We start from the raw sequence: 16,900 nt of genomic DNA, 5'->3' as shown, positions 1-16,900 counted from the left end.
GCTGGTTGCGACGACTGGCAAGACGAAAGGGATCAGATGACGGTGCAGGCGGTACTGGACGACCTTCGAAAGCGACCCGGAACGGGTGACGTCATCACGGTCATCGATCCCGCGACCGAGGAGACGATCACCGAGTTCACCGACTGCGGGCAGGAAGCGGTCAACGAGGCCGCCGCGCGGGCGAAGGCGTCGTTCGAGTCCGGCGTCTGGTCCGAGCTTCCCGGCCGCGAGCGGGCCAAGATCTTGTGGCGGATTGGGGATTTGATCGACGAACACGCCGAAGAGTTCGCCCAACTCGACTCCCTGAACACGGGAATGCCCTTGATGCAGGCCCAGTTACAGATGTCCACCTGTTCGGAGTTCTTCCGCTACTACGCCGGTTGGTGTTCGAAGATCAACGGCGTCGCCTACGACGTCAAGACCGACGGCATCGCGACCGACAACTACGTCAACATGCACGCCTACACGCTCAAAGAGCCGTACAGCGTGGTGGGGCTGATCTTCCCGTGGAACGGCCCGATCTTCAACGCCAGCGCGAAACTCGCGCCGGCCCTGGCCGCGGGCGGCAGCCTGCTCGTCAAGCCCGCCGAGGAGACGCCGCTGTCGGCGCTGTTGTTGGACAGGCTCATCCACGAGGCCGGCGTTCCCGAGGGCGTCGTCAACCTGCTGACCGGTTACGGCCACACCGCGGGCGCCGCGATCACCGCGCACCCCGACGTCGAGAAGGTCGCCTTCACCGGTTCGACCGAGGTCGGTAAGGAGATCGTGCGTGCCTCGGCGGACAACCTGAAGAAGGTCACGCTCGAACTCGGCGGGAAATCGCCGGTGCTGATCTTCGACGACGCCAACCTGGACAACGCCATCATGATGGCGTCGCTGGGCATCTTCGTGCACTCCGGCCAGGGCTGCGTGTGCGGGTCGCGCATCTTCGCCCAGCGCGGGGTCTACGACCGGGTCGTGGAAGGCATTGCGATGATGGCGAATTCGTTCAAGCTGGGCGCCCCGAGCGAAGAGGGCTGCGTCAGTGGCCCGCTGATCAGTCAGAAGCAGCTGAACCGGGTGATGGGATTCATCGACGAAGGCAAGAAGGACGGCGTGGAAGTGGTCACCGGGGGCCACCGCCTGGACCGCAAGGGCTACTTCGTCCACCCGACGGTGCTGACCAACGTGGACCCAGGCATGCGCCTGTACCAGCAGGAGATCTTCGGGCCGGTGGTCACCATCCTGCCGTTCGACGACGAGGACGAGGCCGTGGCCCTGGCCAACGACACCACCTACGGCCTGGCGGCCACCGCGTGGACGGAGAACCTCGGCCGGGCCCACCGCATCATGAGGCGGCTGCAGGCCGGCAGCGTTCAGGTCAATTGCCAGTTGGTCTTCGACCACGATGTGCCCTTCGGCGGCTACAAGCAGTCCGGCTGGGGCCACGAGTTCGGCAAAGAGGGCCTTGAGATCTACCTGAAGACGAAGTCGGTCTGGGCGCAGCTGTAGATCCCGGTCGGACCCCGCCGCGGGCAATCCGACGCGCGAGAGTGCAACTGCCGACACGCTTTCCGAGAGAGACCGTCGGAGTCGCACTCTCGCGCGAAAGCCGCGCGGGCGGGGCCGGTCAGTAGGGCGGCGACGAGGTGCTATAACGCAACGTATGTCTGGCCCCGCGCACGCGATCACCCATGTTTCGGACACGGCCCGGTGGACGGCATTGCACCGGGCGACCGAATCGGCGCGCCCCGACGCGTTGTTCAGCGACCCGCTCGCCGGACTCCTGGCCGGTGACCACGGCCGCGCGATCGTCGACAACGTGCCCCGCATGACCCGCAATGGCTGGTGGCTGGTCGCGCGGACCAAGATCATCGACGACGCCATCGCCGACGCGATCGCCGACGGATGCGACCGGGTGCTGAATCTGGCCGCCGGGCTGGACACCAGGCCGTACCGGCTGGACCTTCCCCCCGACTTCGTCTGGGTGGAAGCGGATCTGCCGAAGCTGCTCGCCGAAAAGACGCAGGTGCTCGCCGAGCAGGTGCCGCGCTGCCGGTTGACGCGAACCGCCGTCGATCTCGCCGACCCTCAGGCCCGCGACGCCTTCCTGAACGAGGCGCTCGACGGCGCAACCAAGGCGCTGGTGCTGACCGAGGGCCTGCTGATGTATCTGGACGACGCTGACGTGACCGCCCTTTCCGCGGCGATCACGCGGTCCGAGGTCCACTGGTGGATGCTCGACTTCGCCGGGCCCGGTTTGAAGAAGATGATGAACAAGAAGATGGCGGGCATGTTGCAGAACGCGCCGTTCAAGTTCGCACCCGAGAACGGGCTGGCCTACTTCGAAAACCTCGGCTGGCGCACCGTCGACGTGCAAGCGCTGTATCTGGCCGCCCACCGCATGCGTCGCCTACCGCTGGTGATGCGCCCGCTCGCGTGGCTGCCGCAGCCGGATCCCCGCCGTCCGGGTGGCCGGGCCTGGAGCGCGACCGCCCTGCTGACGCACTGAGCGCGCCCGTCTACCAGACGCGGATCCAGTCGATGAGCATGTCGGCGGGGTAGGTGCCGGGGCCGGGGTCACCGCCACCCGAGCCGGCCACCGCCAGGTTGAACACCGGATAGGCCGTGTAACCCGCCCCGTTGAACGGCCAATCGGGCAGGGCACTGGCCGGCACGTCGAAGTAGGGTTGCGCGCCGTCGGCGTAGTCCTTCCAGAACCGGATGCCGGCCTCGTCCCACTGGCATCGCCAGGTGTGCCATGCGCTGTCCACCGCGATGTTGTGGGTCTTCCACTCGCCCCCGTTGGCCTTGGCGTGGACGGTGGTGGCCGAGGGCCAGTTGCCGTTGCCGTACCACTCCATGACATCGATCTCGCCCTGGTCGTCGTTGCCCAGCCAGTAGGCGGGCCAGGCGCCCGCGGTCAGGCAGTTCAGCTTGATCCGGGCTTCCCAGGTGTGGCCGACCCCGCCGCGCCAGGTGCTCTGAACCTTGCCGCTGTAGTAGGTGGGTCCGTCCTTGGCGGCGCGCAGGACCAGATTGGACTTGCCGTCCAGGAACACGTTCCGGCGATCATCGCGGTACTGGCCGATGTTCTCGGGTCGCTCCCAATAGGTCGGGTCCTTGATCGTCTCGCGGGCTTTCGCCACCACCCACTTGGACGCATCGGGTGCAGAACCGGCAGGGCCGTCGAATTCGTCGGCGAATATGTAGGTCCCGGACTGGCCGCTGGGCGCGGCGGGCGCCGGTATCCGACCGGCGGGTTCATCCCGTCCGGCCGGGGAGGCCCAGGTTTTCGGGGCCGGCAGCGCGGCTGCCAGCACGCCGATTCCGGTTGTCAAAATCATGCGGCGGCGATCGATCTCCGGCATAAGCAAGGGACCCTAGCAGCCGGCCGTGCACGACGGTAAACGGGAATTGTCGGAGCCTGCCGCTACGGTTCGAATCACGGTCGGCCGAGCGCGGGCCGGCGGCACGGCAGGGGCACCCGGATGAGATTTGGGAATTCACGGTCAATTCTCATCTAGGGGGATGGTTTGGTCTCAGGATTCGGCGGGCATTCTGGGATCACGATCCAATAACCACTGTCCTAGCTTTGCGGGTGGTCTGAGAGGAGTGACGATCGTGGCGAATACCCAAGAAGGCACGGTTATTTTCCTTCAGTCCCACCCGGTATGGGCCGCCGCCCAACGTCGTGAACGCGAACGTAGCGAGGCGATGCGTCGCCATCCTTCGTTTCGGACCCGTCAGCGCGCAGCGGTCTCGGGCAATGCGGTTATTCCCTTGATCCGCAATTTCAAGGCCTACTCGAGCACAAACACCCCGGCCTGATCTCTTTCGGGTTCGCTGGGTGCCTGGCCATCACGCGCACCCCACGCGGCTGCCCATGGCCCGGCGCAGATACGTCCGTGGGCGGCGACGACGGAGTCCAGCGCATCACACTCTTATCCTCGACCGCTTGGTCGCCGCGGCCGCGGGCACCAAACCTTTCACGAATGTCGTCACGTGAACAATGGCGTTGTCGATCATCGTGTATTGCGAGATATAGTCCTCGATTGATTTGAGCGTAGTTTGGCGCTCGCCAATGCGTTTTGCGCGCCCCTGTTACCGAATTCTCTTGGCCGCCGCGACGGCAGCAGTCCGCTGTTCTGATCCCCGGACGCCCGAACGCTCACTCCGCCGACGACGTGTTGGTCGCCTCGGTCGCCGCATAAGAGCCGGCGCTGGCGGCCAGCATCACCACGATCAGGTCTTGGATCGCGGCCGCGCGCGCACTCAGTTCCTGAAACCGTTGAGCATGAGCCGCAAATCGCACCGCGGTCAACATTGAAACCTCATCTGCCGCGGCCGGAACGACCGCGACCGTCGGGGCCGCCGCGGCGGTGTTCTCAGCTTTGAGTGCCGCGCCGATCGATTGCAGGTTTGCGGCCGCGGCCGACAGCTTGTCTGGAGCAGAAGATGCGGACGACATCTGACTTCCCTTCAGTGGACTGGACCCCCGGACCAACACACCGACGTGTCCGGTTGCCCCGAGACGGTATTTATCGCGAAGCGACACGTTCAACGCGTCCGCTGCCGTGAAAAAGGGCTGAACTTTGCCTTTCGTACACGCTCTCATTGATTTTAATTGGCCCGACTATGGTTCGATAAACTCAACTACGGGAGCTCTGAATTTGCTATGGAAATATATGTTCACGACGCGAAAACATATACTGTCGCTGAACATATGTGTCCTATTTGAATAGTTGTTCAGACATTGACGCCGCGCGACTTGGAGGGTTCGTCGACCTAAGCGGGGCGGCGGCCACACCCCGCGGTCGCGGTATTTACACGCATCCCCAGAGCTACTACCGTTTGTAGTAGTCGCTAGTTGGGAGAAGCCGATGTCCGGCAACTGGGATGCGGTGACAACACAGCGTCCGATACCAACGGCGACGATCGGGTTCGTCGCCGCCTTTGCAGTGCACGCGATCGACCATTTCCGGCGCGGGATGTCGGCATCGCCGCCGGCGGTCATGGTCGGCGGAACGCTCCAGGGCCTGATCGTGGTAATCGCCCTCGCGCTGATATTGCGCGGCCACCCCCTGGGCGTCCCGGGTCGCGATCGTCGTCGGATTCGGCAGCGCGACCCTGTTCGTCTACGCGGGCGTGCTGCCCACGTTTCTTCCCGGCTACCAGGACAGCTTCACCGCGGGACCGCGGATCAATGTCACCTGGTTCTCCTCGCTGTCCGCCGTCGGTGAGATCGGGGCCGGGCTGATCCTCGGCGTCGTGGGTCTGCGAGCGCGGCGCCGGGCGGCCGTCGAGCCGCCCGACCACCCCCGCGCAATCGCCTAGGCCCGCAAGCGGCGACCGGGTCTCCCACCGCGATAGTCAGTCATCCGGCGACGTGGCGGCACCGATGTCGAGCACACCGCCGCCTTCCGGATCGACTACCTCGACCGTCGGGTCCTCGACGTCGTCAAATTCCAGCCGCAAGGCCCGAGACATGATCGCGTGCATCACGTACATGGTTGTGGTGTAGGTGAACTCGAGGATCTCGGTGTCGCTGAAGATTTCCCGCAGTTGGGTCATCAGCCGCTCCGGAACCCGGCCATGCTGTCCCGCAAGGCAATCCGTGTAGGCCAGGAGCAGCCGCTCGGTCTGGTCGAAGCAGTCGGCGGTCTGCCAGGACGGTATGGCAGCGATCTTCTCCTCGGATAAACCCGCCGATCGGCACGCTTTGCAGTGTTGCGAGAAGACGAACTGGCTCCCGACCACCCAGCCCGCGCGGATCTGGCCCAGTTCGCGGTGGTCGGCGCGGATGGAAACCTCTTCGCGGTACAGGCGGAAGCCACGCACGGCGTGGCGCAGGGCGGCGGGGGATTGCGCCATCACCGTCCACCAGTTGCCGGGAGTGCCACCGATGGTGCCCGGCTCGGCCACCGGGTCGCGATCGCCGAACATGAAGTCATACATCTTCAGCGTGAATTCGTCGCTGACTTCGTCCCGTGGGATCGGCTTCAGACGCGGCATCGCGTCTCCTCTCAGCTGGCGGCACGAATCGGGCATACGCAGTCGGATCGATCTTAGGTTCCGCGCGGCGTCAACGTAGTTGGCAGCAACGACAGACGGCAAGAGCGGTCTGGCGTCTGGTCGGCGCGCCGAATCGGGTACCGCCCGGCGCGCCTGGCTCAGAGCTTGCCGGCGACGAAGTCGGCGGCCTGGTTGGCCATGCCCGCGTCGATGTACGCGCCGGCGAGATGCTGGGGCCAGTTCTGCTTCCACGTGTTCGGGTCGGCCGGGTTGCAGATCGGGTCGGCGCCGTGGCACAGCTCGATGGTCCGGTCGTTATAGGTCGGGTTGAAGTTGGTGATCGGACCCACCCACTGACTTCCGTTGCCGAACAACGCGACCGCGGCGATGTGCTGGTCGACGCCGGGCGGCAGGGGGCTGTCGAAACCGAACGCGCCGATGGGCGCCGCGAGCACGACGTCGGTGACCGCCGCGCCCAGCGAGTAGCCGCCCAGCACCAGCCGGGTGTCGGGGCAACTGTTGACCATGTCCTGGATGTGGTGGCTCATGTCGTTGGCGCCCTGCGCGACCTCGGTGTCGGCGGGGTATCGCACGGCATAGGCGTCGACGGTCCTGTTCACCTTGGATCGCAGCGCGCTGATGAACGCGTTGCCCAGCACGCCCGGTCCCGGCGATTCGTTGCGGCCGCGGGCGAACACGACCTGCACCGGCGCGCAGGCCGCGGCGGCCGATGGCGCCGCGAGCGGCGACGCGGGCGGAAGGGCCGCGGTGGCCAGCACCAGGGTGGCCGCGGTGGTCACCGCGGCAAGGCCGACGGCAGCGAATTTACGGATAGGCAAGGCGCGCACGCCCATGATGGTAAAGCGATCCCGCCGGGCCCGCTGGCCGGCCTGCACGCAGACCTCGCGTGATCGCTCAGCGCGAACATCGACCACGGTAACGGTGGCGCCGATCCAGGCGATAGGTTCAGCTGATGGATCACGTCGACGCGGGTGCGCCCGAGCGCTTGTTCGCCCTGGCCGAACGGGTACAGGGTTTCATGCCGGCCGACGAGGGGCGCGCGCTGTACGACGCCGCGCTGCGCTATCTCGGCGGCGGCACCGGCGTCGAGATCGGCACGTACTGCGGCAAATCCACCCTGTTGCTGGGCGCGGCGGCGCAGCAAACCGCGAGCGTGCTCTACACGATCGACCACCACCACGGCTCCGAGGAACATCAGGCGGGCTGGGAATTCCACGACGCCTCGCTGGTCGACGAGGTCACGGGCTTGTTCGACACCCTGCCGACGTTTCGCCGCACCCTCGACACCGCCCAGCTGGACGACCACGTCGTCACGATTGTCGGCAAGTCGCCACTGGTGGCGCGGGCATGGCGGGCGCCGCTGCAGTTCCTGTTCATCGACGGCGGCCACAGCGAGGACGCCGCCAACCAGGACTTCGACGGATGGGCCAAGTGGGTGGCCGCCGGTGGGGCGCTGGCCATCCACGACGTCTTTCCCGACCCCAAGGACGGTGGGCGGCCTCCGTACTACATCTACTGTCGCGCAATCGATTCCGGGAAGTTTCGGGAGGTGTCGGCCACCGGGTCGCTACGCGTGCTCGAACGCGTCAGAGGCCAGCCCGGGGAACCCATTTAGCGGACAGTCTCCGGCTACCGGCCGGGCCCGGCTGCGACGCATTCGCAGTCGAAGTCGGTCTGCAGGCCCATCGGCAGCGCGTCGCCGCGGAAGATGCCCGCGCCGGCGGTCGCATTCGACAGGGCGTCCGCCGCCAGGATCATCGCGGCGCCGGTCCAGGTGGTGCGCTCCTCGGGCCACCGTTTCCCGTCCGCGAAAACCAGGCCCGTCCAATAGGATCCGTCGCTTTCGCGAAGGTGCTGCATGGCGGCGAACTGGCGGTGAGCCTCGGAGCGCTGGCCGAGGGCATCCAGCGCCATCACGAGCTCGCAGGTCTCGGCCCCGGTCACCCAGGGGCGATCGCCGACGCATCGGATGCCCAGACCGTCGACGACGAAGTCGTCCCAGCGCTGCTTGATGCGCGCGTCCGCCGCCGGCCCCCGCAAGGCACTGCCGAGGATGGGGTAGTACCAGTCCATCGAGTAGCGCTCTTTTTCGGTGAACGCCTCCGGATGGTCGGTGATGGCGTGGCCCAATCTGCCCACCGCCAATTCCCACTCGGGCTGCGGGTCCTCGACGAAGGCCGCCAGCGCGAGCGCGCAGCGGATGCTGTGATACACGCTGGAGCACCCGGTCAGCAAGGCTTCCGGTAGCAGACCGGCCTCGCTTCGCGCCCAAGCGATTTCACCGTTGCCGACCTGCATGTCGATGACGAAATCAATAGCCTTGCGCACCGCCGGCCACATGTCGGCCGCGAACGAGGCGTCGCCCGTGACCAGTACGTGGTGCCAGACACCGGCGGCGATGTAGGCGCAGAAGTTGCTGTCGCTGTTGGCGTCTTCGATCACGCCCGCCCGAAACTGGATGGGCCAGGAGCCGTCGGACCGCTGGGTGCGGCGGCTCCAGTCGAAGGCCGCCCGCGCGGGCTCCAGCAGTCCGGCGGTGGTGAGCGCCATCGCGCACTCCACGTGATCCCACGGGTCGGTGTGGCCGCCCTCGAACCAGGGGATGGCGCCCGAGGATTCCTGTGCGGCGGCAATCGACAGCGCGGTCTGTCGGCATTGTTCGGGAGTGAGCACCCCCGCGACCGCGGGCAGGTTAGACCGTTGCAACTGAATATCCCGCGCTCGGTTGGCTATCGGCGTCCTGCTGTTTGACGAAGTACATCGCCACGCTCTTGCCGACCAGCGGATTGAGCAGTGACTCGGCAAGCTGGGTGATCTTGGGTCGCTGCATCAGATCCCACACCAGAAGTTTGTGGTAGGCGGTCACGGCCCGGTGGTCGGTGTTCGAGACGCCCACAGCGCATTTCAGCCACCAGAAGGGCGAGTGCAGCGCATGCGCGTGATGGGTATGTGTCAGTTCCATTCCGCCATCGAGGATCTTGCCGCGCAATTCGTTGGCCCGGTAGATGCGCACGTGGCCGCCCTCGTTGGCGTGGTATTCGTCGGACAGCAACCAGCACAGGCGTTCGGGCAGCCAGCGCGGCACACTGACCGCCAGCGTGCCGCCGACTTTGAGCACCCTGATCAGTTCGGCGATGGCGATGTCGTCTTGCGGTATGTGCTCCAGAATCTCCGAGGCGATGACACAGTCGAATGTCTGATCGGCGTACGGCAACGTGAGCGCATCACCGACCACCACCTTCGCCGACGCTCCGGCGGGCGCCTCGCCGTTGTCGGCCATCGCGCGCAAAATGGTGTCGACCGACCGTAATTCGTCCTCGTCGCGGTCGAAGGCGACGACGTCGGCGCCGCGTCGATACGCTTCGAACGCGTGCCGGCCCGCGCCGCAACCCACGTCGATGACCTTGCTCGACGGCCCGATCCCGAGCCGGTCGAAATCGACTGTCAGCATGTCGCCTCGCCCCGCGCGGTACGGGCGATCGCCCGCTCGTAGACCCGGACGGTCTGGGCGGCGACGGCTTCCCAGCTGAACACGTCGACTGCGCGTGTTCGTCCCGCCCTGCCGAGGTTGCGGCGCTTTTCCGGAGAATCCAGGAGTTCGGCGAGCGCGTGGGTCAGTGCGTCCACGTCGGCGGGCGGCACCAGCTCGGCGCAAGCGCCGTCCGTCCCAAGGACTTCCGGCAGCGCGCCCACCCGGCTGGCGACGATCGGGGTGCCGCTGGCCATGGCTTCCACGGCCGGCAGCGAAAACCCTTCGTAGAGCGACGGAATGCACGCCACCTCCGCGGACGCGAACAACGCCGCGAGCTCGGCATCCGAGAGCCCGCTGGTGATGTGCACGATGTCGGAGATCCCGAGTTCGGCGATGAGCTTGTGGGTCGGGCCGTTGGGTTCGACCTTGGCGACGAGCCGTAACTCGAGATCACGGACGGTGCGCAGCCTGGCCACCGCCTGCAGCAGGGTACGGACGCCCTTGAGCGGGGTGTCGGCGCTGGCGATCGCGATGATGCGACCCGGTTCCCGCGGGCCGGAGCCCGGTTTGAACAGCTCGGTATTCACCCCGAGCGGCACCACGTGCAGCTGGTCCGGCGAGACGCCGAAGTCGCTGATGATGTCGGCGGCCGAGGACGACGAGACAGTCAACAGGTCGGGGATGTGGCGGGCGACCTCCTGCTGCATGTCCAAAAACCCATACCAGCGGCGCACCAACGGTTTTCGCCACCATCGCGCCGCGGCCAGATCCAGCACCCGATCGCGGGTGATCGGGTGGTGCACGGTGGCCACCACCGGCAGTCCCGCGCCCGCAATGGTGAGCAGCCCGGTGCCCAGGCTCTGGTTGTCGTGCACGACGTCGAAATCGGCTGCCCGCTCGGCCAATAACCGCGCGGCCCGCATCGTGAACGTCCGCGGTTCGGGAAAGCCCGCGGTCCACGTGGTCAGCAATTCCAAAAGGTCGATGGAGTCGCGAATTTCGCTCGGCCGCGGCACCCGGAAAGGGTCGGGTTCCCGATACAGATCAAGGCTCGGAACCTCGGTGAGCCGGACCCGAGGGTCGAGCAGGTCGGGATACGGCTGCCCGGAAAACACCTCGACGTCGTGACCGAGTTCCACCAGACCGTGGCTGAGATGGCGCACGTAGACGCCCTGTCCGCCGCAATGGGTCTTACTACGGTAGGACAGCAGGGCAATTCGCATACTCAACTCTTCTTTGCTGGAAAATGACCGCGGAAAGGCGCCGAATCCATCGCGGTCAACGGGCTCCCGAACTCCGTGACAGCAAACTGGACATGTGTCCAGACTATAGTTCGATCACCTAAGCGAGCGCAACGAGCCCGAAATCCTCCGTCTCGCGCGGAGACGGCCCCCGGGATGTCCGACACGCAAAGATCATGCCACTGGCGGAGGGCCGCCGGCTTTCCGGCCGGGGACCTGCCGGTGCTGACCGGCGAAAATGAGCGGCCCGCGGCCTTTGTTACCATCGCGCGGTGCGGGATTCGGCTGCACCGGCGGGACACGCGCCGCGATCTGTCTCCAGACGCGACGTCCTGAGGTACGCGTTCGCCCCGACCATCCTCGGCCTGGCGGCCGCGATGGCCGAGGGACCGACGGCGGCGGCCGCCGGACTGACGCTGATCGATTTCGCCGAGAAGAGGATCGCGCCGGACGAAATCAAGGCCGCGGGATACGGCGGCGTGGTCAATTACGTGTCGGAGTCGCGGCCTGGCGCGAACTTCGAGGCGAAGCCCATCACCCGCCCGTACGCGGACTCGCTGCGCGCGGCGGGCCTGCAGATCGTCAGCAACTTCCAGTACGGCAAGCCGGGTTGGCCCGACCCGTCGGACTGCACCCGCGGGCACGAGGGAGGCGTCGCCGACGCTCAAGCGGCGATGCGGCTGCACACCGCGGCCGGGGGACCGGACTCGGCGCCGATCTTCTTCAGCATCGACGACGACATCGACGAGAACACCTGGAATGGCGTTGCCGTCGACTGGTTTCGAGGGATCAACTCGGTGCTGGGCGTCGGCCGCACCGGCATCTACGGGCACGCCAGGGCGTGCGGCTGGGCGATCCGCGACGGCGTCATCGGGAACTCCAGCACGCCGGGGCACCGGTGGGCGTGGCAGACGCGGTCGTGGTCGCACGGGGAGCGCGAACCGGCGGCGGTGCTCTACCAGGCCGTCGTCAACAGCCCGTCGAACCCGGGCCCGCTGCTCGGCGGGATCAACGTGGACGTCGACGACGTCCTCGCGCCCGACTACGGACAATGGGATCTGGCGCGCTGATCCGAACGCACGACACCCCGCGAACCGGTGGCCCGCGGGGTGTCGCTCGCTATCCGACTGTTATTTAAGGTCGAACCGGTCGCTGTTCATGACCTTCACCCACGCCGCGACGAAGTCCTCCACGAACTTCCCGTGGGCGTCATCCTGGGCGTAGACCTCGACGAGGCCACGCAGCACCGAGTTGGAGCCGAAGACGAGGTCGTTCGCGGTCGCGGTCCACTTGAGCGCGCCGGAAGCCCGGTCGCGTCCCTCGTAGACGTTCTCGGCGGTCTCCGACGCCTTCCACTCGGTGCCCATGTCGAGCAGGTTGACGAAGAAGTCGTTGGTCAACGCGCCCGGCCTGTCGGTGAAGACCCCGTGCTTGCTGCTGCCGTGGTTGGCACCGAGGGCACGCAGACCGCCGACGAGCACCGTCATCTCCGGACCGGTCACGCCGAGCAGGTACGCCCGCTCGATCAGTAGCTGCTCGAGCGGCGCCTTCTCACCCGGCCGGATGTAGTTGCGGAATCCGTCGGCCCGCGGTTCGAGCACCGCGAACGACTCCACGTCGGTGCTCTCCTGCAAGGCGTCGGTGCGGCCCGGCGCGAAGTGCACCGAGATCTCGTAGCCGGCGTCCTTGGCCGCCTTCTCGACGGCCGCCGAGCCCGCCAGCACGATCAGGTCGGCCAGCGAGATCTTCTTGCCACCGGATGCCGAGGCGTTGAAGTCCTGCTGGATCTTTTCCAGCACCGGCAGCACCTTGTCGAGCTCGGAGGGCTCGTTGACCTCCCAGCTGCGCTGCGGCTGCAGGCGCAGCCGGCCACCGTTCGCTCCGCCGCGCTTGTCGGTGTTGCGATAGCTCGCCGCCGCCGACCAGGCCGTCTTGACCAACTGCGGGATGGACAACCCGGATTCGAGCACCTTCTTCTTCAGCGCCGCGACGTCGTTGTCGTCGACCAGCTCGTGGTCGACGGCAGGGACGGGGTCCTGCCACAGCTGCGGCTCGGCGACCCACGGGCCCAGGTAGCGGCTGATCGGGCCCATGTCGCGGTGCAACAGCTTGTACCACGCCTTGGCGAACGCGTCGGCCAGCTCCTCGGGGTGGTCCAACCAGCGCCGCGTGATGTCGGCGTAGATCGGGGACTCCCGCAACGAGATGTCGGTCACCAGCATCGTCGGGGCCCGCCCGGCACCGCCGAACGGGTCGGGGATCGTGCCCGCACCCGCGCCGTCCTTGGCGGTGAACTGCCACGCCCCGGCGGGGCTCTTGGTCAGCTCCCATTCGTAGCCGTACAGCGTCTCCAGGAAGCTGTTGTCCCACTTCGTCGGGGTGGGCGTCCAGACCACCTCGAGGCCGCTGGTGATCGCATCCTTGCCCGAACCGGTGCCGTACGAGCTCTTCCAGCCCAGCCCCTGCTGTTCGATCGGGGCGGCCTCCGGCTCGGGGCCCACCAGGTCGGCGTCACCGGCGCCGTGGGTCTTGCCGAAGCTGTGCCCGCCGACGATCAGCGCGGCGGTCTCCTCGTCGTTCATCGCCATCCGGCCGAACGTCTCGCGGATGTCGATCGCCGCGGCGATCGGGTCGGGCTTGCCCTCCGGGCCTTCGGGGTTGACGTAGATCAGGCCCATGGTCGTCGCGCCGTAGGGCTGCGCGAGCTCGCGCTCACCCGAGTAGCGCTTGTCGGTGCCCAGCCATTCCTCCTCTTCTCCCCAGAGGATCTCTTCGGGCTCCCAGACGTCCTCGCGGCCGAAGCCGAAGCCAAAGGTCTTGAAGCCCATCGACTCCAGGGCCACGTTGCCCGCGTAGGTGATCAGGTCGGCCCAGGAGATCTTGTTGCCGTACTTCTTCTTGATCGGCCACAGCAGCCGCCGGGCCTTGTCCAGGCTCGCGTTGTCCGGCCAGCTGTTCAGCGGGGCGAAGCGCTGCATGCCCTGGCCGGCGCCGCCGCGGCCGTCGTGGATGCGGTAGGTGCCCGCGGCGTGCCAGCTCATCCGGATGAACAGGCCGCCGTAGTGGCCATAGTCGGCCGGCCACCAGTCCTGCGACGTGGTCATCAGCGAGATCATGTCGGCCTTGAGCGCCTCGACGTCGAGCTTGGCGAACTCCGCGGCGTAATCGAAGTCGTCGCCGAGCGGGTTGGACAGCGGCGAGTGCGGGTGCAGCGACGAGACGTCGACCTGGTCGGGCCACCAGTCCCGGTTGGTCAGCGGGGCATGCGCCTTCGGCTTGGGTGAAGGGATTGCTGGGTTTTCGCTTTCGCTCTTGCTAGCCGTCCCGCTGTCTGGTTGGGGTGGGCGGCTACTGGTTGTATCAGATGACACAGCATTCCTTTCGAGGGTGGGTGAATCGGGCTGCGATCACGGGCTGTGATCTAGGAGCCTGCAGTCGAGCAATCGGCGCACAGGCCCCAGTAGATGACTTCGGCCTCGTCGAGAACGAAGCCATCAAGAACGTTGTCGTCGTCCGACGGTGTCAGGCACGGTGCCTCGCCGACGGCGCAGTCGACGTCGCCGATGGTCCCGCAGGACCGGCAGACGACGTGGTGGTGGTTGTCGCCGACCCGCGACTCGTAGCGCGCGACCATGCCCAACGGCTGGATGCGCCGGACCAGGCCGACCGCGGTCAGCGCGTTGAGGACGTCGTACACCGCCTGTCGGGACACATCCGGCAGGCCCACCCGGACCGCCGAGAAGATCGTCTCGGTGTCGGCGTGCGGATTCGCGTCTACGACCTCCAGCACGGCAACCCTGGGGCGGGTGACCCGCAGATCGGCCATCCGCAACCTGTCCGCGTAATCGGCCGTCGATGACACCGCACCAATATGACGCACTTATCTGGAACGAGTCAAGAGTTTCCTGTGAAGTGGGGCACAATTCCGGGTAACGAATGGGCTGCGTCACGTCTGGATCACGTCGCGCGAATGTCAGGTGGGCTTGAGCGCGCTGCCTTCGCGCCACTGGTCCCAGCTCAGCGTCCAGTCGCCGTTCTGCTCCAGCGCCAGCGGCGGCCCGCCACTGTTGCGGACCTCGACCACGTCGCCGGGCACCGAAAAGTCGTAGAACCATTTCGCGTTGTCGGCGTTGAGGTTCAAGCACCCGTGCGAGGTGTCGCGGTGCCCCTGGGCCCACACCGTCGCTTCGAGCTCGTGCAGGTAGATGCCGTCGGTGCTGATCTTGGTGGCGTAGTTGATGGTTTCGCGATACCCGAGCCGGGAGTTCTTGGGCAACCCGAAGGTCGAGGAGTCCATGACGACCGGATTGCCCTTGTCGAGCACGGTGTACACGCCCGGCGGGGTCCACAGCGAGATCTTGCGGCCGCCGACATCTTCGGTGCCGCCCATTCCCATGCTGGTGGGCATCGTGCGCACGAGCGCTCCGTTGTTGAAGACGCTGATCTGTTTGGTGGCGTCGTCGGCGATGGAGACGTGCGCATCCCCGATCCGGAACGAGACCCGACTGTCGTCCTGCCCGAATAGCCCGTCGCCCAAAGCGATTCCGTAGATTTGCGCCTCGGCCGTGATCTGCGTGCCCGGGGCGTAGTAGTGCTCCGGGCGCCAGTGCGCGTTCTGGCCGTCGACCCAGAACCATGAGCCCTCGACCTTCGGGGTGGTGGTCACGGCCAGGTGTCGCTCGGCGGCCGCCCGGTCGGCGATCTGCTCGTCGAAGTGCGCGACGATGACCGTTCCGACGCCGTAGGTGCCGCCGTCGCGCAGCGGCGCCTCCGCGGTGGTGGTGAACGACACCTTGGTCTGGTTGGACGGTCGCAACGTCGTGAACGTCGAGACTTGTTTGGCCGCAACACCGTTGGTGCCGCGACTGGTGACCGTCAGTGTGTAGGTGCGCCCGTAGCCCAACGGGACGGTGGGCTTCCACACCAGGTTGTCCGGGGTCATAACGCCCTGGACCGACGTACCGGCCTCGTTGACCATGTCGACCCCGGCCAGGGTGCCCACCTCGGCCTTGACCATCACGGGAGCGACGGGGTCGACGTCGTGTGCGTCGGGGGCGGGGGTGAACGTCACGTGCGCGGGCCCGGGCGTCGTCGCCGCGGTTTCGGAGTGATGATCCCGCGATGCGATCTGGATCGCGCCGACCACGCCGACAACGACGAACACGACCAGCAGGAGCCGGCGGGGCCAAGGGAATGTCATGGTGTGCACCTGATAACCCGCGACGCCCTGCCCGTAAACGTGCAGGTGTCCTGGGCCGAACGCGCATTGCGGGCGAGAAGATCGCCGGACCTCGCCGTGGGTACACGCCCGGCGCAAAGAATCATGCCGACGCCCGGCCCGCGAGAGATCATGGCTTCATGGCCGACGAGGAACTCGACGATCTTTATGGCGTGCCGCCGAAGGAGTTCACCGCCGAACGCGCCCGGCTGACGGCCGCGGCCAGGAAGCGCGGTGACGACGCCGCCGCCGAACGCATTTCGGCGGCCACCAAGCCGACGACGGCGGCGTGGATCGTCAACCGGCTGGCCCTGCGGCGCAAGGACACCCGCGAGCGCCTGGCCGACCTCGGTGAGCGGTTGCGGGCGGCGCACGCCGCGATGGACGGCGCGCGCATCCGCGACCTGTCGGTCGAGCAACACAAGCTCATCGACGAACTCACGCGCGACGCGCTGCGGGCCGCCGAGGTGAAGCAGCCGTCGGCGTCCGTGCGCGAGGATCTGACCAGTACCCTGCAAGCCGCCGTCGCCGACCCGCAGGTGAGGGCGCGGCTGGGCCGACTGACGCGGCCCGAACAGTGGTCGGGTTTCGGCGCCCTCGGGCAGGCGGCGCCGGAATCGGCGCCCGAGAAACCCCATCGCGGGCGCGTCGAGAAGCTCCGCGCGGCGGTCGCCGAAGCCGAGCGGGCCAAAGCCGAAGCCGACGACAGGTTGTCCGAGCGGGAAGCCCAGCGCGACGAGGCCCGGCGCCGCCGTGACGAGGCGGCGCGGGCGCTGCGGGCGGCCGAGCGCGAACTCGGTAGCGCCGAACACAATTACGAGCGGGCCGAGGAAGCCAGCCGAACCGCCGCCGACTCGCTTGCGGAGGCGAAAGCCCGGCTGAAGCGGGGGTGAACGCGCGCGGCGTTTCTTCGTGCCGGGTTGGGGTATCAGCACAGCCGTGACTTCTTTGTGG

General features: G+C 67.0%; 17 protein-coding genes. 7 read left to right on the top strand and 10 right to left on the bottom strand.

The features are described 5' to 3' along the window. Positions 1 to 36: 36 nt before the first annotated feature. Both P6281_RS12555 and P6281_RS12550 read left to right on the top strand, forming a co-directional pair. Complete coding sequence (locus P6281_RS12555) at positions 37 to 1,491, top strand: aldehyde dehydrogenase family protein (protein ID WP_014384697.1); 1,455 nt, start codon at positions 37 to 39, stop codon at positions 1,489 to 1,491. Between the two features lie 154 nt (positions 1,492 to 1,645). After that, positions 1,646 to 2,491, top strand: coding sequence for a class I SAM-dependent methyltransferase (locus P6281_RS12550; protein WP_202349871.1), 846 nt, complete (start codon positions 1,646 to 1,648; stop codon positions 2,489 to 2,491). A 10-nt stretch (positions 2,492 to 2,501) separates the two neighbouring features. Here P6281_RS12550 and P6281_RS12545 read toward each other — a convergent pair whose 3' ends face one another. After that, positions 2,502 to 3,350: a glycoside hydrolase family 16 protein gene (locus P6281_RS12545; RefSeq protein ID WP_014382560.1), complete on the bottom strand. Its 849-nt coding sequence runs from the start codon at positions 3,348 to 3,350 to the stop codon at positions 2,502 to 2,504. A 253-nt stretch (positions 3,351 to 3,603) separates the two neighbouring features. Between P6281_RS12545 and P6281_RS12540 the strand changes: the two genes are divergently transcribed. Continuing rightward, positions 3,604 to 3,810, top strand: a complete 207-nt coding sequence (locus P6281_RS12540) for a hypothetical protein (RefSeq protein ID WP_131810880.1) — start codon at positions 3,604 to 3,606, stop codon at positions 3,808 to 3,810. A gap of 340 nt (positions 3,811 to 4,150) precedes the next feature. Here the strand turns inward: P6281_RS12540 and P6281_RS12535 are convergent, their stop codons facing one another. Next, on the bottom strand, positions 4,151 to 4,450 hold the full coding sequence (locus P6281_RS12535) for a PE family protein (protein WP_014384695.1): 300 nt from the start codon (positions 4,448 to 4,450) through the stop codon (positions 4,151 to 4,153). 677 nt (positions 4,451 to 5,127) lie between these two features. Between P6281_RS12535 and P6281_RS12530 the strand changes: the two genes are divergently transcribed. Continuing rightward, positions 5,128 to 5,316: a hypothetical protein gene (locus tag P6281_RS12530; RefSeq protein WP_014384694.1), complete on the top strand. Its 189-nt coding sequence runs from the start codon at positions 5,128 to 5,130 to the stop codon at positions 5,314 to 5,316. Between the two features lie 36 nt (positions 5,317 to 5,352). Here the strand turns inward: P6281_RS12530 and P6281_RS12525 are convergent, their stop codons facing one another. Next, positions 5,353 to 5,994, bottom strand: coding sequence for a carboxymuconolactone decarboxylase family protein (locus P6281_RS12525; protein ID WP_009954843.1), 642 nt, complete (start codon positions 5,992 to 5,994; stop codon positions 5,353 to 5,355). A gap of 158 nt (positions 5,995 to 6,152) precedes the next feature. Further along, positions 6,153 to 6,848, bottom strand: a complete 696-nt coding sequence (locus tag P6281_RS12520) for a cutinase family protein (protein ID WP_201358504.1) — start codon at positions 6,846 to 6,848, stop codon at positions 6,153 to 6,155. Positions 6,849 to 6,967: 119 nt separating this feature from the next. Here P6281_RS12520 and P6281_RS12515 point away from each other — a divergent pair, with 119 nt between their 5' ends. Next, positions 6,968 to 7,630, top strand: coding sequence for a class I SAM-dependent methyltransferase (locus tag P6281_RS12515; RefSeq protein WP_008256687.1), 663 nt, complete (start codon positions 6,968 to 6,970; stop codon positions 7,628 to 7,630). A 14-nt stretch (positions 7,631 to 7,644) separates the two neighbouring features. On the opposite strand, the gene P6281_RS12510 is transcribed toward P6281_RS12515, so the two are convergent. From P6281_RS12510 to P6281_RS12500, 3 genes are read right to left on the bottom strand one after another with little or no spacing between them, the layout of a single operon-like run. Further along, complete coding sequence (locus tag P6281_RS12510) at positions 7,645 to 8,721, bottom strand: hypothetical protein (protein ID WP_008256686.1); 1,077 nt, start codon at positions 8,719 to 8,721, stop codon at positions 7,645 to 7,647. Further along, on the bottom strand, positions 8,708 to 9,466 hold the full coding sequence (locus tag P6281_RS12505) for a class I SAM-dependent methyltransferase (protein WP_008256685.1): 759 nt from the start codon (positions 9,464 to 9,466) through the stop codon (positions 8,708 to 8,710). Before P6281_RS12505 ends, P6281_RS12510 begins: the two co-directional genes overlap by 14 nt. Continuing rightward, positions 9,460 to 10,710, bottom strand: coding sequence for a glycosyltransferase family 4 protein (locus P6281_RS12500; RefSeq protein WP_008256684.1), 1,251 nt, complete (start codon positions 10,708 to 10,710; stop codon positions 9,460 to 9,462). Before P6281_RS12500 ends, P6281_RS12505 begins: the two co-directional genes overlap by 7 nt. A gap of 290 nt (positions 10,711 to 11,000) precedes the next feature. Here P6281_RS12500 and P6281_RS12495 point away from each other — a divergent pair, with 290 nt between their 5' ends. Next, positions 11,001 to 11,798 (top strand): DUF1906 domain-containing protein, encoded by a 798-nt coding sequence (locus P6281_RS12495; protein WP_014380139.1) that lies wholly within the window; start codon positions 11,001 to 11,003, stop codon positions 11,796 to 11,798. A gap of 60 nt (positions 11,799 to 11,858) precedes the next feature. On the opposite strand, the gene katG is transcribed toward P6281_RS12495, so the two are convergent. From katG to P6281_RS12480, 3 genes are all read right to left on the bottom strand, one after another. Then, entirely contained in the window at positions 11,859 to 14,099 is a 2,241-nt protein-coding gene (katG, locus tag P6281_RS12490) for a catalase/peroxidase HPI (RefSeq protein ID WP_008256682.1), read from the bottom strand. Positions 14,100 to 14,149: 50 nt separating this feature from the next. After that, complete coding sequence (locus P6281_RS12485; protein ID WP_008256681.1) at positions 14,150 to 14,590, bottom strand: Fur family transcriptional regulator; 441 nt, start codon at positions 14,588 to 14,590, stop codon at positions 14,150 to 14,152. A 111-nt stretch (positions 14,591 to 14,701) separates the two neighbouring features. Beyond that, on the bottom strand, positions 14,702 to 15,928 hold the full coding sequence (locus tag P6281_RS12480; RefSeq protein ID WP_008256680.1) for a L,D-transpeptidase: 1,227 nt from the start codon (positions 15,926 to 15,928) through the stop codon (positions 14,702 to 14,704). Between the two features lie 158 nt (positions 15,929 to 16,086). Here P6281_RS12480 and P6281_RS12475 point away from each other — a divergent pair, with 158 nt between their 5' ends. Beyond that, positions 16,087 to 16,839, top strand: coding sequence for a hypothetical protein (locus P6281_RS12475; protein WP_008256679.1), 753 nt, complete (start codon positions 16,087 to 16,089; stop codon positions 16,837 to 16,839). Positions 16,840 to 16,900 lie beyond the last annotated feature (61 nt).

Source organism: Mycobacterium sp. 5-140-3-2, assembly GCF_035666375.1.
In the GTDB taxonomy this organism is placed as follows: Bacteria; Actinomycetota; Actinomycetes; order Mycobacteriales; family Mycobacteriaceae; genus Mycobacterium; species Mycobacterium intracellulare.
The sequence above is the reverse complement of the archived record's forward strand: the minus strand, read 5'-3'. Positions and strand labels throughout refer to the sequence as shown.

What these genes read in the sequence shown, in the direction of transcription:
- P6281_RS12555 (WP_014384697.1), top strand. Translation starts at nt 37, where the DNA reads ATGACGGTGCAGGCGGTACTGGACGACCTTCGAAAGCGACCCGGAACG.
- P6281_RS12550 (WP_202349871.1), top strand. Translation starts at nt 1,646, where the DNA reads ATGTCTGGCCCCGCGCACGCGATCACCCATGTTTCGGACACGGCCCGG.
- P6281_RS12545 (WP_014382560.1), bottom strand. Translation starts at nt 3,350, where the DNA reads ATGCCGGAGATCGATCGCCGCCGCATGATTTTGACAACCGGAATCGGC.
- P6281_RS12535 (WP_014384695.1), bottom strand. Translation starts at nt 4,450, where the DNA reads ATGTCGTCCGCATCTTCTGCTCCAGACAAGCTGTCGGCCGCGGCCGCA.
- P6281_RS12525 (WP_009954843.1), bottom strand. Translation starts at nt 5,994, where the DNA reads ATGCCGCGTCTGAAGCCGATCCCACGGGACGAAGTCAGCGACGAATTC.
- P6281_RS12520 (WP_201358504.1), bottom strand. Translation starts at nt 6,848, where the DNA reads ATGGGCGTGCGCGCCTTGCCTATCCGTAAATTCGCTGCCGTCGGCCTT.
- P6281_RS12515 (WP_008256687.1), top strand. Translation starts at nt 6,968, where the DNA reads ATGGATCACGTCGACGCGGGTGCGCCCGAGCGCTTGTTCGCCCTGGCC.
- P6281_RS12505 (WP_008256685.1), bottom strand. Translation starts at nt 9,466, where the DNA reads ATGCTGACAGTCGATTTCGACCGGCTCGGGATCGGGCCGTCGAGCAAG.
- P6281_RS12500 (WP_008256684.1), bottom strand. Translation starts at nt 10,710, where the DNA reads ATGCGAATTGCCCTGCTGTCCTACCGTAGTAAGACCCATTGCGGCGGA.
- P6281_RS12480 (WP_008256680.1), bottom strand. Translation starts at nt 15,928, where the DNA reads ATGACATTCCCTTGGCCCCGCCGGCTCCTGCTGGTCGTGTTCGTCGTT.
- P6281_RS12475 (WP_008256679.1), top strand. Translation starts at nt 16,087, where the DNA reads ATGGCCGACGAGGAACTCGACGATCTTTATGGCGTGCCGCCGAAGGAG.